We start from the raw sequence: 14,171 nt of genomic DNA, 5'->3' as shown, positions 1-14,171 counted from the left end.
GAACAAGTAAAAACCGCTTGTTCCTGCGAAGATAATCCAAGGAAGCTTTCCCCTTGGTGCTCCCCCTTGAATGGGTGTACGCTTGCGCTGGACAGTTATCGAAGTTCAAAGTTTATTCTTTCTTTTAATTAAAATAATGGCAAACGTAGGCGCGCCGATTATCGCTGTAATCACACCGATTGGAAGCTCGGTAGGTGCAATGATCGTCCGTGAAACCAGATCGGCAATAATAAGAAAACCTGCACCCATCAGAATGGATAGCGGCAATAGGTGCCTATGATCCGGTCCCCATAACAGCCTGGTCAGATGAGGGATCACAAGCCCGACAAATCCTATCGTTCCAGACACAGCAACAGCTGCACCCGTTAAGATGGAACCCGCTATCAGGACCATCATTTTTCTCTTCTGAACGTCCACCCCTATATGCTGGGCCTTTTCTTCTCCGAAACTCATGGCATTAAGCTCCTTGCTGTTCACTAAAAGAAGGAGGGCACCTATCACAAAAAACGGAAGGATAATATTAATATACGCCCAGCCTCTCATAGATACACTGCCAAGAAGCCAGCCAATAATCTGTCTAAGCTCCTCTCCAGTCAGGGCAATCATCAGAGAAATTAGGGCGCCAAGAAAAGAACTGAAGATGATGCCTGTTAAAATAATCGTTTCCACTTTCATGGATCTTTCAATATTTCTGGCAAATAGTAAAACGGCAAAAATGGTTAAAAAGGAAAATAAGATGCTGAATAAAGGCAGTGTAAACATTCCTGCAAACGGAATGGATAATCCTAAGAACAATGTTAAAACAGCACCGAGTGAAGCCCCGGAAGAAACTCCAATTGTATATGGATCTGCCAGCGGGTTTCTTAATAAACCTTGAAAGGCGGCTCCCGCAATTGCAAGAGACGCCCCTACTAAGCCAGCCAGCAATACGCGCGGCAGGCGAATATTCATAATGATATTTGAATGCATAGCATCCGTGTTTCCCAATGAAATAAAAGGAAAAATCTCAGCGCTTAATACTCTGAAAATCGTCATGGGGTGAACAGACACTGTTCCAATTGAAATCCCCATCAGCATGGCACAAAGCAGGAAAGCTGCTGCTGTTATATAAGCTAAAAATTTATTATTTAAATACGTCCGGATATACTGCTTTTGCAAGTTCCTCGACTCCTTCAATAATACGAGGGCCAGAGCGGGTTACCATATCGGAATCAACATCGGCAACCTGCTTATTTTTCACTGCGGTTATATCCTGCCAGCCATCCCTGCTCATTACATTGCCAACAGCATCTTCAGTGTAATAGCCATGAGTTGTGATGATTACATCCGGATTCCGTTCGATAATCGCTTCCGGATCCATCTTAGGCCATCCTTCTTCTGTAATGATATTTTCTGCATTAATGGCACTTAACATTTCGTCCATAAATGTTTTTGTACCAGCCGTATAGATTTCAGGAGCAGGTGAAACTTCCACGAATACCGATTTGCGGTCTTCTTCTTTTATGCCCTGAGCTTTTGTTTTAATTTCCTCGAGCTTGCTCTTCATGTCTGAAACGAGCTGCTCTGCTTTATCTTTCTCCCCCGCTGCGGTTCCAACCATTTCAATGGATTCAAAAACCTGATCAAAGCTCTTCGCATCATTGACAACAAGGACGGTCACACCTGCATCCCTTAATTGCTGAAGGCCTGCTTCTGAATTATGTGCGCTTGAAGCGTGCGCAAGGACAAGATCCGGGTTTAAAGAGATGATTTTCTCGACATTAAATTCCATGCCGCCAATCTTTTCTTTTTCTGTAGCTTCGGGCGGGTAGTTATCAAAATCGGAGACTCCGACAACTTCTTCTCCAAGCCCCAATTCAAAGGCAATTTCGGTATTGCTTGGAATCATAGACACGATTCTTTCAGGCTTGGACTCAATGACGATTTCATTATCAAGAGCATCCTTTATCGTTACAGGAAATGCAGTCGCTTCTCCGCCGGCATTCTGCCCTTCCTCAACTTTTTTCTCTTCTTTAGGCTGTTCAGCACTCTCTCCGCAGCCTGCAAGCACTCCTGCAGCCAGAAGCATCGTTAATAAAAATGCATAAAACTTTCTCATACTCAGCAATCCTCCTAGAACTTTCGACAAAATTCGGGTGGTGCCTGTCACCACCTTTAAAATAAAAAAACATCTCCTCGAACGGCAAGGAGATGTTGGTATGGTCATTTATCAATTAGTGCAGAAAGGATGGCCGGACCAAACACCTCCCTATCCTCGTAGGTTTATGGGTGCTTAAGAATCAGGCAGGTCTCCTGGCTCATGGTCAATGCGTTCTGCTCCTTCCCATACATTCATGTACAGTGGATTTGCAGACAGCTTCCATTTACAGTGGCGGGACCGCGCTGGAATTTCACCAGCTTCCCTATTAAGTCTTCAAAAGAGCCTGCTTTTAAAACCCTTTTGGGAAGACACCTGTTCTATGCGGATATAAAATTTTCTACCTCCGATTATACACCATCCCGCAGAAAAAGTAAGAGAAATTTGCTGAATGTTGTAAAAAAGTTCAGAATTCTAACGCGAGTATATTTTCCATTCTCTTGTTTTCTTATCGAACACAACCTTCGCCTCACATGGCTCTTTCACAATGGCTTCATACTCATCATACATATCATCCATATTCGCAAAATCACCAATAATCCAAATAGGAATTTCTATCCGGACCCGATTCTGTTCGATATCCTTGATGGAAAGGACCGCTCCTTCTTTCATAAGAGACTTTAAGGAAAGCAGGACATCTCTGGTAATTGGAGGATACGTCTTTTTCTTTTTAATGCCAAGGAGCGTTTTTTCGACTTTCATCTGTCCCATTTTACCGGGGATTACTTCCCCAAGCATACGGTAAAAATCGTTCAGATCGCGATAATATGTGCGGTTAAACCAGCCATCATCATGGGCAAGGTACACATATCGATTGCTCAGATAATTGTAAAAAGGCGGTTTAAGATGTTCTTTGACATGGCCGAGATAAAGAAGTTCAGCAATTGTCTGGCCGGGAAGCTCATTTACCGCTTCCTCTTCCTCGAAGTCGATCCAGCAAAAATCGCCATAGCCGTATACATCATCCTCAACCAGCCTGCCCAGCTTGTCCCTTGAGACATAATCGAACATCGTGTGAGTATTAAAGTCCCCATGTTCAAAACGATGCTTTAACAACAGCAGATTATTAATAGAATCTGAAAGAGTTTGGGCAAACTCTGCAAACTCAATTCCATAAGTCATCACATACTGATCCTGTTCATTAAGATGGATGTAGATGAGATCACGAATAGCATGATTCCTTCTTTTCAATGACGAAACCTCCGAACCGTTACCCAAATTGGTGTTTTCAAAGAAAAGCGCTGGGCTAGACAGTTAAGAATAGCGCAAGCGCCTCCACAAATTATTAAAAAGACAGCTTCTTTTTGAAACTGCCTGTCAAAACATCCAGTATTTTATTCTCCTATTGTAGCAAAAATGAATGAAAATATCTTTGCTGATGAGAAAAAATTTTAAATAGCAGAATGCCCGGTTTTTTTGAAAATACAGGAAACTATCATGCTGATTCATTCGTCTAACTACATGCAGAGAAAAAATGAAATCTGTTTCTCCATTGTAAGGGTTATTTTTCTTTGTTAGGATAAAAATGTAAAAAGGTAAAGAAACCAGGTGTATACAGATGAACCAGAATAATAGATTCTCAGACCGATTCGATTGGACGTTATGCTTTCTTCTGCTGCTATTTTTCCTCATCAGCTGCATCGCTATTTACAGCGGACAATCCTCCAATCAATATGAAGGGAATTTTGTCATTTCACAAATTAAAAATTATATTGTTGGAGCCGTGATTGTAGCGATAGTCATGTATTTTGACAGCGAGCAAATCCGGAGGCTCACTTGGCTGCTTTATGGTTTAGGCATCCTATTGCTTGTCGGGTTATTCATTGCACCGGAAAGCATTGCACCAGAGCGCAAAGGGGCTACATTGTGGTATATCATTCCTGGACTTGGTTCTGTGCAGCCTTCAGAGTTTGTTAAGGTATTCCTTATCATTGCCCTCAGCAAAATAATCGCTGACCACCATCTGAAATATCAGGCTAAGACCGCAGGCACGGACTTTTTCCTTCTAATCAAATTAGGGGCAGCCACATTGCCTCCATTAGGATTGATTATTATTGAAGACCTGGGTACCGCCCTTGTCCTCATCGCCATATTAACAGGAATCATCCTGGTTTCCGGAATCACCTGGAAAATCCTTGTTCCGATTTATGGTATCCTGGGCGCCTTCGCAGGAACCGTTCTTTATCTGGTGATCATAGCACCGGAGATTTTGGAGAAGTACCTTGGGATAGACCCCTATCAGTTCAGTAGAATTTATTCCTGGCTTGACCCGGTTAATCACAAGCAGGGAGCCGGAATGCAGCTGTATAACTCCATGCTCGCAATCGGCTCAGGATTAATATCCGGAAAAGGGTTTACTGACAGACAGGTGTATGTGCCTGATGCCCATACTGATTTTATTTTTAGCGTCATTGGCGAGGAGTACGGCTTTTTTGGTGCCAGTGTAGTAATCAGCCTTTTCTTTCTGCTCATCTATCACTTAACTAAAACCGGCTTGGAGACGTCCGACCCATTTAATACCTATATTTGCGTCGGGGTCATCAGTATGATCACCTTCCATGTATTTCAAAATATCGGAATGACTATTCAGGTACTGCCAATCACTGGCATTCCGCTGCCTTTTATCAGCTACGGCGGAAGCTCGCTTATGGGAAACATGATGGCGATGGGCCTGATTTTCAGCATTCGCTACCATCACAGAACCTATATGTTTTCAACTGATTCAAATTATGTTGCAAAATAATTCCGACAGCGTATAATAACATTAATATATTTAGTGTCTATGATGAAGAGAGTAGCAAAGGGCTCTTTCCTAAAAGCGAGACAGGGACGGTGCAAGCCTGTCGGAAAATCCTTTTTGCGAAGCGCACTTCGGAGATGCATAGCTGAAAGAAAAGTAGGCTATGCCGGGTAAGGAGTCCCGTTACCAAACCCCTTTAGGAAATGCGTTCAAGCACATTTTGAAGCGTCCTTTCAGAAGAGGTCCTTTGGACAATCAGAGTGGTACCGCGGGTAGATTTCAGCTCGTCTCTATTTTATATAGAGGCGGGCTTTTTTATTTTCCAGGAGGTGTTAATATGATCAATTTCAAAGCTATTTTCACTTATCAGCTGGCTTCAGTGCTGAATGGGCAGCTTTCTGACGAAGCAATTGCAGACTTAATCGAAACACCAAAGAATCCAGCACATGGCGATCTCGCTTTTCCCTGTTTTACACTTGCAAAAGCATTCAGGAAATCACCTGCCTCAATTGCTGAAGAGACAGCGTGCCTGATTCAGGGACCGCATATCGAAAAAGCAGAGGCTGCTGGTCCTTACATTAACATCTTCTTTTCCAAAGAGTCAGCCGGTGCAGTCATAATGGAAAAAATATTGAACGAAGGAAAAGAATATGGGCAGCTGAATGATGGCGCAGGCAAAACAGCCGTGCTTGATTTCTCTTCGCCAAACATCGCAAAGCCTTTCTCCATGGGCCATTTACGGTCTACGGTCATTGGAAATGCCCTCGGCAGCCTGGCCGAAAAATGCGGTTATACAGCTGTCAGAATCAACCACTTAGGCGACTGGGGCACACAATTCGGCAAGCTGATCACCGCTTATAAAATGTGGGGCAGCCCGGATAAAGTGAAGGAAAATCCGATAAAGGAACTCCTAAGCCTTTATATACGCTTCCATGAAGAAGCAGAAGATAACCCAGCCCTTGAAGATGAAGCACGTTCCTGGTTCAAAGAGCTTGAAAACGGAAATGAGCAAGCACAGGCACTCTGGAGCTGGTTTAGAGATGAATCATTGAAAGAATTCCAGCGGGTTTATGATATGCTTGGCATTCATTTCGACTCATACAATGGCGAAGCTTTTTATAATGATAAAATGGAACCCATCATAGAGGAGCTGATGGCAAAAGACCTGCTGGCTGAGTCTGATGGTGCAGAGGTCGTCCAGCTGCCTGATGAAGACCTTCCTCCATGCCTGATAAAAAAATCCGATGGAGCGACTCTGTATGCAACACGGGATCTGGCTGCAGCTTTTTACAGAAAAGAAACCTATCAGTTTGATCACTCCCTATACATTGTCGGTCAGGAACAGAGCATCCATTTCAGGCAGGTTAAAAGTGTTATCAAAAAGATGGGCTATGAGTGGGCGGATAATATGACACATGTCCCGTTTGGCCTCTATTTAAAAGGTGGGAAAAAGATGTCTACCCGAAAAGGCAGAGTCATCCTTCTTGAGGAGGTCCTGAATGAAGCAATCCTTCTCGCAAAGAACAATATCAAAGCTAAAAATCCCGGCTTGGAAAACAAAGGTGAAGTCGCTGAAGCAGTCGGGATCGGGGCTATTCTGTTCCATGATCTGAAAAATGACCGCATGAATAATATTGAATTTTCACTTGAAGATATGCTGACATTTGAAGGAGAAACAGGTCCCTATCTGCAATACACCAATGCCCGGGCCTATTCCCTGCTCCGCAAGGCTGACGAGCTCCCTTCTGCAGAAAACGGGCTTTCTGATTCTTACAGCTGGGAAATTATCAAGCTGCTCTATCAGTATCCTGAAAAAATCAAACAATCTTATATGCAGCTTTCCCCTTCTGTCCTGGCTAAATATTTGATTGATGTGGCTCAAGCCTTCAATAAATATTACGGACAGGTAAGAATATTGGAGAAAGATAACGGCATTAAATCAAGACTTGCCCTTGTAAAAGCAGTCACAATTGTTCTTTCCGACGGCATGCAAACACTCGGCATGAAGGTGCCCCGGCAAATGTAAAAGGAGAGGCCATTATGGTCTCTCCTTTTTTGCCTTTGTGCGGGTATTTGCTTTCTGCATTTTCACAAGGCTTCTTACTAAAAACCCGCCGACAAAGATGGCCATCACCAGTAAGCCGGTATAATTCAAGTGTATTAACTTCAAAATCACACTTGCCACAGTAGCCATATATAAGGCTCCGAGCATATAGGTGATCTCTTCGTTTTCAAAATAGGAGGTAAGCTTCGCTCCAAATTGAGACCCTATCAGGCCTCCTCCTACGAGTGAAAGGCCAATCCAATAATCAATGCTGACAGTGGAAGCGTAGGATAGGTAGCCTGCGGATACGATTAACATGACAGCAAACAAGCTTGTACCTACTGCTTTCTTCGGCATCATCCCTAAATAGGCAACCGATAGAGGCACCATAATAAAGCCGCCGCCCACACCTAATGTCGTAGAGACAAATCCTGCAAAAAATCCAATCAGCACCATTTTCACAATGGATGGAGAATGTTCAGATGACGGAGCGGCACTGGCTGATTTTTTCCCTCTTTTTAACATGCCCAAAGCAAAATAAGACAGCAGAATGATATAAAACAAAGGAACTGCCCATGTATCCCAGCCCTTTTCCTCAAGAAACAGCACAAAGGGATGGGCGGCCTGGGTAGCTGCCATGCCGCTCAGTCCAAGAATCAGCCCTTGCTTAAGCCGTATATTCTTCATCCTGACATGAGCGAAGATGCCTGAAAGAGAGGTTCCAATTGAAAAAAGCAAACTCGTGGTGATTGCTTCCACCGGAGAAAAGCCAAATAGCATGAGCGTCGGAGTAAGAATGAATCCCCCGCCTACCCCAAAAAAACCAGAAAGCACACTAATAAGCGCTCCGAGCATAATAAATAAAAGATAATCCATTAAAAATCCTCACTAACCTTTATGTCTTGCCATTAAGCGGTACTATATCACTTTACCATAATCAGCCAGGGTTATACTGCGGATTTCGAATTTATATATTTATAATTATTATAAATAAGTATTGATTATAATTTAATATTTGTTATAATAAATATATAAATAACTTAGGGGGAATATAAAAATGGAAAAATTACATGCAGCATTAAATGTACAAATTGCAAACTGGAGTGTTCTTTATACTAAATTGCACCGCTACCACTGGTTTGTAAAAGGCCCGCTCTTCTTTACCCTTCATGAAAAGTTCGAAGAATTATATAATGAAGCAGCGGAAGTTGTAGATGAGGGAGCGGAACGCCTGCTTGCAATCGGCGGTTCACCGGCAGCAACATTTAAGGAATTCCTAAGTATTACTACTCTTGAAGAGTCTAATGGGGAAAAGAAAGCAGAAGACATGGTTGCCGCTCTTGCTTCCGATTATAGACATATTAAAGAACAATTAATTTCTTTAGCCCAGCTTGCTGAGGAGCAGGAAGATCAAGTGACAGGCGACTTCGCCATCGGTCTTATGGAAAAATTGGATACTCATATTTGGATGTTAAATGCCTACTTAGGAGAATAATCGATAATAATGAAAGAGTCAGTGAGAAAAATCACTGGCTCTTATTTTTGTGCAGAAAAAAATCTTTCCCCTATAGGCTCACTGAGATGTTATGATTGACCTGATTGCCTCATTTCACCTTCAGAAAGGAGTATCCATAATGGCAAACTTAAAATATTCTTTATTTATTTTTCTTGGTGCATGCAGTTATGGCATTCTGGCATCCATTGTAAAGCTCGGACTCCTGGCCGGCCACTCTGTTCCTGAATTGACCGGAAGCCAATATTTATTTGGGCTCCTTTTGTTGTTGCTTTCTTTCCCATTTATCAAAAGAACGAAAATCACCCTTAAACAAACAGCAGCTTTGTTATTGACCGGTGCCTCCCTAAGTTTAACAGGCATTCTTTATGGAATGAGCCTCGGCCGGAATCCGGCCTCCATCGCTGTTGTTCTCTTATTTCAGTTCACCTGGATAGGGATTCTTTTAGAAGCCCTATATGAAAGAAAGATGCCCAGCAAAACAAAAATCATTTCTTCGATCTTGCTTATTATAGGAACTGTATTTGCTAGCAACCTGATGAATTCCGGGTCACACCCTATTCAAGCTGATGGACTGATCTATGGCTTATTATCAGCGGTTACATTTGCCGTATTCATTTTTGCGAGCGGCAAGGCAGGTAAAGGAATTCCAACCATCCAGAGGAGCATCTTCATCACATTTGGCGGACTTCTTTTGGTTGCAGCTGTTTCAGGCCCCGTCTTAATAAGCGGCGGCATTCAGCTTGAAGGACTATGGAAATTCGGGCTGCTGATGGCATTGTTCGGCGCCATTTTCCCAATTGTATTCTTTGCAATCGGTTCACCCCATTTAGATTCAGGGCTTGCCACAATTGTAGGTTCTGCCGAACTCCCGGCTGCTGTCGCTGCTGCCATGCTGATTCTTGGCGAAAGAATTTCAGTAGCACAGACTTTCGGAATTGTGCTGATCCTGATTGGAATCAGCATTCCGCAATTCTCATTTAAAAAAGCAGCAAAGAATCGTTTTAGCACGTAATGAGTTTTTACGGCAAAAATTATCTTCAGGAGACTTTGGAGATCCACTCCAAAGTCTTTTTTCTTTAAAGGCTGTTGCATGGGTTCGGACTCATTTGACCAGAATTCACCTCCTACTGTCCGAAGTTTTACCATGTTCGGACTCTCTCCTGCGGATTTCTTCTTCTCCTGTCCGAAGTTGCACCGGGTTCGGACTCATTTGACCAGAATTTACCTCCTACTGTCCGAAGTTTTACCATGTTCGGACTCTCTCCTGCGGATTTCTTCTTCTCCTGTCCGAAGTTGCACCGGGTTCGGACTCTCTTGACCAGAATTCATCTCCTACTGTCCGAAGTTTTACCATGTTCGGACTCTCTCCTGCGGATTTCTTCTTCTCCTGTCCGAAGTTGCACCGGGTTCGGACTCTCTTGACCAGAATTCACCTCCTACTGTCCGAAGTTTTACCATGTTCGGACTCTCTCCTGCGGATTTCTTCTTCTCCTGTCCGAAGTTGCACCGGGTTCGGACTCTCTTGACTAGAATTCACCTCCTACTGTCCGAAGTTTTACCATGTTCGGACTCACTTGACCAGAATTCATCTCCTACTGTCCGAATTAGCGCAGGGTTCTTTACGATATTCTCCTTCATAACGGACTATTTAAAGAGGACTGTTTACTCCTAAAAGCAGTGGGTATATGAAAGTATGCAATTCTACAAATTTTTTTAAGGAGTGACAATATTGGACAATAATCGGTACTGGGGCGGATTTGATTACCTTTTGGCCAAACTGCCTGATTTATTATTAGCACTATTAGTATTATTAGTTGGCTGGATTATTGCAAAAGCAATCGAAAAAGCCCTTTTAAAAGGTCTGCGTAAAACCAGCCTTGATGACAGAGTGTTCCCTGATAAAGCAAATAGAAAATATTCATCTGAGAAGATAATCAGCAAGATTATTTACTATCTCCTGTTAGTGTTCGTGTTTATCTTGTTCTTCAATATATTGGACCTCGATATTATCGCTGCACCGCTTGTGGGCATGTTCTCCTCCATAATGGCAGCAGTGCCGAGCATTTTGAAAGCAGCTCTAATTCTATTATTCGCATGGCTTATCGCCACTGGACTCAGCCTGCTGATCAGAAAGAGCGGCAGAACGCTCAAAGTACATGAAAAGCTGAGCAAATGGAATTTAACAGACAATAAAGAGCAGCCTGTCAATGTTATTGATAACGTAGCTAAAATTGTTTTCTACCTGACATTGCTGGTATTCCTGCCGGCTGTATTGGGAGCTCTAAACCTGAATGGAATCGCCGGACCGTTCACCGGCATGCTTGAAAGCATTCTGGCCTTTTTGCCTAAGCTTCTCGCAGCAGCCCTGATTTTATTTGTCGGCTGGTTTGTTGCGAAAATCGTGCGCGATATTGTAACGAATTTCCTGCAGACAATTGGAAGTGAAAAACTGACCGCAAGACTTGGCTTAAACCGATTGTTTGAAGGGACAAGCCTGGCATCTGTAATTGGCACATTTGTGTTTGTTCTTATTCTAATCCCAACAGTCATTGCCGCTCTCGAGAGATTGGATATTGAAGGCATTTCCGGACCTGCCATTGCCATGCTGAATGATGTCCTGACGATGCTGCCGAATATTGCTGTAGCTATATTCTTCGTGCTGATTGGTGTTTGGCTCGGAAAATGGGTCCGCAAATTCGTCTCCAGTTTACTTGAACGCATCGGATTGAATTCTTACTTCTCCGGTATGGGATTAAACAAGTCTGCTGCAGCAGGCAATGGTTTAAGCTTCTCCCAGGTAATTGGCTATATTGCAGAAGTGATTATTGTCCTGTTGTTTGTGGTGCAGGCTCTTAATATCCTTGGCCTTGACTTCCTGGTAACATTGGCGACAGGTGTAATTGCCTACCTGCCTCATGTAATTGCAGCTCTTGTCATTCTTGGCGTAGGTTTGTGGCTGGGCAGTCTGGTTAAGAAATTGCTGAGCACGATTCTTCAAGGACCGCATTATAAATTCCTTGCCAATGTCGCTCAGGCAGCCATTATCGCAATTTCAATCTTTATGGCTCTTGATCAGCTTGGTCTTGCCGCTTCTATTGTCAATGCTGCGTTCATTCTAACGCTTGGTGCACTTTCACTGGCATTCGGCTTATCATTTGGTCTGGGAGGGAAAGCCTTTGCTGCCAAGTATCTTCAAAAGCTTGATCGTAAATTTGAAGAAACAACCATTAATAAAGATGCCGATACGAAAGCAGTGATGAAAAAGGCTATGCCGGAGATGAAACCAGGCAATGCCCCTAGCAGTGCTGATAAACCGATTAATCCAACAAGTTCAGATCCATCTATGAATCCGGCAAACGACCCGTTAAATCCGCGCAATAACCGGATGGATGAAAACAATGGGCCGTTGAAATAATATTGGAAGCACGTCCTAGTGGGCGTGCTTTTTATTTTTCCAGGCTTTTTCTCTTCACAAAAACCTGCAATTTAAGTAAACTAATAATACCCATAAAACCAATGAGAAAGGTCGGAAAATAAATGGCAAATACACCGGGTTCTATTCCCCGTCCGCTCGTAAGAACCAATCAATGGTCGATCGTATTAAGTGTTTTAGCTTCGTGGCTTACCGGAGAAGCATGGATTCTCGCCATCCCCCTGCTTGCAGGTATAATGGGCCTATTGTTCGGCTACAATCCCATTATGCGTACAGCAAAACATTTTCTAAGAAAAAAACCTGCTGATTACATTCCCGAAGACTGGGAGCAGCAGCAATTTAATCAAGTGATTGCCGTTGCCTGCCTGGCGCTGGGCCAAATCAGCTTTCTTCTGGGCTGGACAGCTGCAGGGTATGTTTTTACAGCTATGGTAGCTCTATCAGCATTTGTTGCCATTCTGGGATTTTGTATAGGCTGTTTTATCCGCTTTCAGCTCAATCAATATAAATACCGAAAATCGTTAGAAAAAGCTTAAGGCAGCCACCATGGCTGTCTTTTTCTTTTCCTTTTCCATCCAGCTAGTTTCAAAGGACTTTTTAAGGGGTACATATTTCATAAGTAAATCATTCTGAGGTGAAAAAATGAAAACTGCCAGTAAGTTTCTTTTAACAAAAGAAGATATGACTAACCCCGAAATTGTGCCTGAGTGGGTTATTCAAGAATATAAAACATTTCATGATACGGTTACAGATAAAACCTTCCCGTGCTATTTTGGAATGACTGCTGAAATGCGCGGCGAATTGAGATATGCCTATATTACACAGGAGGACTGGTCTAACCTGCCGGAAGCCCTCGAATCATTTATCGAGCTTTTTGACGCACCAAAACTGATTCGCCATGGCCTGTTTGTATTTGTAGAGCCGGAAAAAGATGAAAAACCGCTTGAACATTACAGAGATTATTTCTGGAATATCCTTCAGTATTTGCATAAGGTTGATACAAAGCCTTGGCCGAAGGATTATCCGACAGATCCTGACCATCATTTATGGGCATTTTCTTTTGCTGAGGAGCCATTCTTTGTGTTTGGAAATGCGCCTGCCTACAAGCAGAGAAAGACGAGGGATCTAGGCAGCAGCCTTGTGCTCGGTTTCCAGCCGCGCCGCATTTTTGAAGGCCTTGAAGGCACCTCTAAAGGCGGCATCATGTCCAGAGAAAAAGTAAGGGAACGGGTTGAAAAATGGGATGGCCTCCCTACCCATCCAAACATCAGCCACTATGGCGATCCCGAACACCGTGAGTGGAAACAATACTTTATCGGTGATGACATTAAACCAATCGAAGGGAAATGCCCTTTTCATCATAAATAATTTTGAAAGCGCAGCGCCTTGCGCATTAATTATTTTCGAGGATCTTCCGTCTTCCGCTCCAATCAACTAAGCGAGTAAATCGGTGATCTGCCTGAAAAGCAAAAACTGCATAAATAAATAAGGAACCGTTCTGAGTAAACGGTTCCTTATTTATTAGTTATATATTGATTAATGCGACTGCCGATTGCGGACAGTACTTCTCCGCCGGCTGCCTGACTTTGAAGCTGGTCCACAAGTACAGCAGCGTAAACTGTGTTTCCTTTATGGGTAAATATGGCGCAATCATGCTCTATTCCGGGAAGTTCACCTGTTTTGCTGGCAACCTTGACTTTTTCCGTATCCATTGTGTTTGCAAGTTTGTTTTTATACTGCTGTTTTTCCAATATATCCAGTGCTTTTTGTGTATATTTCCCGGATAAAAGCGACTGCTCTGCCAACGCCTTTATGCCATACACCATATCCCTGGCAGTCGTGGTGTTGTCCATGCCGTTTTTCAATGCCTCAAAGTCCATCATCTTCCTGTTTAATTCTGTGCAATTATACCCCAAACCTTTGATTAGCTGATTGATTTTCTCTATTCCCAGCCTCTCAATGATGAGATTAGTCGCTGTATTATCAGATACAATGATCATGAGCGTCATTAAGTCTATGAACTTCATCTTCAGACTCTTGGACATAGCCTGCAATACCCCGGCTCCGCCAACCCGGGCAGCATCCTTCACTTCCGCTGCTTCATCAAGCTGAAGCAGCCCTTTCTCCGCCTGTGAAAGCCCTGCGAGTAAAATAGGAACCTTAATTAAGCTTGCGGAAGAAAAACCGTCATCGGCATTTGTTTCGATTACACCATCCTCTGTATGGATGTATACGGCCACACGTCCTTCACAGCAGCTGGCCAAATCAAGAATTTCTGCTTTGAGAGTATTAAAGTTCATT

The 14,171-nt window shown here is 43.2% G+C and carries 12 protein-coding genes, 1 riboswitch and 1 other annotated feature; of the genes, 7 read left to right on the top strand and 5 right to left on the bottom strand.

Translation table 11 applies throughout. The features are described from left to right. Positions 1–105: 105 nt before the first annotated feature. From IRB79_RS02460 to IRB79_RS02450, 3 genes are all read right to left on the bottom strand, one after another. On the bottom strand, positions 106–1,158 hold the full coding sequence (locus IRB79_RS02460; RefSeq protein ID WP_243506557.1) for a FecCD family ABC transporter permease: 1,053 nt from the start codon (positions 1,156–1,158) through the stop codon (positions 106–108). Continuing rightward, a complete protein-coding gene (locus tag IRB79_RS02455) occupies positions 1,124–2,098 on the bottom strand; it encodes an ABC transporter substrate-binding protein (RefSeq protein WP_243506555.1) in 975 nt (324 codons plus the stop codon). The genes IRB79_RS02460 and IRB79_RS02455 overlap by 35 nt, the downstream gene beginning before the upstream one ends. A 167-nt stretch (positions 2,099–2,265) precedes the next feature. After that, positions 2,266–2,471, bottom strand: a riboswitch (cobalamin riboswitch). 80 nt (positions 2,472–2,551) lie between these two features. After that, positions 2,552–3,328 carry a hypothetical protein gene (locus IRB79_RS02450; RefSeq protein ID WP_221881304.1) on the bottom strand — a complete coding sequence of 259 codons (777 nt, stop codon included), beginning with the start codon at positions 3,326–3,328 and terminating at the stop codon, positions 2,552–2,554. Positions 3,329–3,695: 367 nt separating this feature from the next. On the opposite strand from IRB79_RS02450, the gene IRB79_RS02445 reads away from it, so the two are divergent. Beyond that, positions 3,696–4,880 carry an FtsW/RodA/SpoVE family cell cycle protein gene (locus IRB79_RS02445; protein WP_243506553.1) on the top strand — a complete coding sequence of 395 codons (1,185 nt, stop codon included), beginning with the start codon at positions 3,696–3,698 and terminating at the stop codon, positions 4,878–4,880. 30 nt (positions 4,881–4,910) lie between these two features. Next, positions 4,911–5,172, top strand: a binding site (T-box leader). Between the two features lie 45 nt (positions 5,173–5,217). Continuing rightward, complete coding sequence (gene argS, locus IRB79_RS02440) at positions 5,218–6,903, top strand: arginine--tRNA ligase (protein ID WP_243509160.1); 1,686 nt, start codon at positions 5,218–5,220, stop codon at positions 6,901–6,903. 12 nt (positions 6,904–6,915) lie between these two features. Here the strand turns inward: argS and IRB79_RS02435 are convergent, their stop codons facing one another. Further along, positions 6,916–7,797, bottom strand: a complete 882-nt coding sequence (locus IRB79_RS02435; protein ID WP_243506552.1) for a sulfite exporter TauE/SafE family protein — start codon at positions 7,795–7,797, stop codon at positions 6,916–6,918. Positions 7,798–7,978: 181 nt separating this feature from the next. Here IRB79_RS02435 and IRB79_RS02430 point away from each other — a divergent pair, with 181 nt between their 5' ends. The 5 genes from IRB79_RS02430 (at position 7,979) to IRB79_RS02410 (ending at position 13,238) form a co-directional block, all read left to right on the top strand. After that, positions 7,979–8,416: a Dps family protein gene (locus tag IRB79_RS02430; protein ID WP_243506549.1), complete on the top strand. Its 438-nt coding sequence runs from the start codon at positions 7,979–7,981 to the stop codon at positions 8,414–8,416. A 139-nt stretch (positions 8,417–8,555) separates the two neighbouring features. Beyond that, complete coding sequence (locus IRB79_RS02425) at positions 8,556–9,449, top strand: EamA family transporter (RefSeq protein ID WP_243506548.1); 894 nt, start codon at positions 8,556–8,558, stop codon at positions 9,447–9,449. Positions 9,450–10,166: 717 nt separating this feature from the next. Beyond that, the gene (locus tag IRB79_RS02420; RefSeq protein WP_243506546.1) at positions 10,167–11,852 is read left to right on the top strand and encodes a mechanosensitive ion channel; all 1,686 of its coding nucleotides are present in this window, start codon (positions 10,167–10,169) and stop codon (positions 11,850–11,852) included. 122 nt (positions 11,853–11,974) lie between these two features. Beyond that, complete coding sequence (locus tag IRB79_RS02415) at positions 11,975–12,406, top strand: DUF4395 domain-containing protein (protein ID WP_243506545.1); 432 nt, start codon at positions 11,975–11,977, stop codon at positions 12,404–12,406. A gap of 106 nt (positions 12,407–12,512) precedes the next feature. Further along, a complete protein-coding gene (locus tag IRB79_RS02410) occupies positions 12,513–13,238 on the top strand; it encodes a YqcI/YcgG family protein (RefSeq protein ID WP_243506543.1) in 726 nt (241 codons plus the stop codon). Between the two features lie 146 nt (positions 13,239–13,384). Here IRB79_RS02410 and IRB79_RS02405 read toward each other — a convergent pair whose 3' ends face one another. After that, entirely contained in the window at positions 13,385–14,170 is a 786-nt protein-coding gene (locus IRB79_RS02405; RefSeq protein ID WP_243506541.1) for a serine hydrolase, read from the bottom strand. Position 14,171: the final 1 nt, after the last annotated feature.

The organism is Cytobacillus oceanisediminis, assembly GCF_022811925.1.
GTDB classification, from domain to species: domain Bacteria; phylum Bacillota; class Bacilli; order Bacillales; family Cytobacillaceae; genus Cytobacillus; species Cytobacillus oceanisediminis_D.
Note: the sequence above shows the minus strand (reverse complement) of the source record. Positions and strands in the feature narration are given on the sequence as shown.

Bases quoted from the DNA above. Each gene is read 5' to 3' on its own strand.
- IRB79_RS02455 (WP_243506555.1), bottom strand. From the start codon at position 2,098: ATGAGAAAGTTTTATGCATTTTTATTAACGATGCTTCTGGCTGCAGGA.
- IRB79_RS02445 (WP_243506553.1), top strand. From the start codon at position 3,696: ATGAACCAGAATAATAGATTCTCAGACCGATTCGATTGGACGTTATGC.
- IRB79_RS02435 (WP_243506552.1), bottom strand. From the start codon at position 7,797: ATGGATTATCTTTTATTTATTATGCTCGGAGCGCTTATTAGTGTGCTT.
- IRB79_RS02430 (WP_243506549.1), top strand. From the start codon at position 7,979: ATGGAAAAATTACATGCAGCATTAAATGTACAAATTGCAAACTGGAGT.
- IRB79_RS02425 (WP_243506548.1), top strand. From the start codon at position 8,556: ATGGCAAACTTAAAATATTCTTTATTTATTTTTCTTGGTGCATGCAGT.
- IRB79_RS02415 (WP_243506545.1), top strand. From the start codon at position 11,975: ATGGCAAATACACCGGGTTCTATTCCCCGTCCGCTCGTAAGAACCAAT.
- IRB79_RS02410 (WP_243506543.1), top strand. From the start codon at position 12,513: ATGAAAACTGCCAGTAAGTTTCTTTTAACAAAAGAAGATATGACTAAC.
- IRB79_RS02405 (WP_243506541.1), bottom strand. From the start codon at position 14,170: ATGAACTTTAATACTCTCAAAGCAGAAATTCTTGATTTGGCCAGCTGC.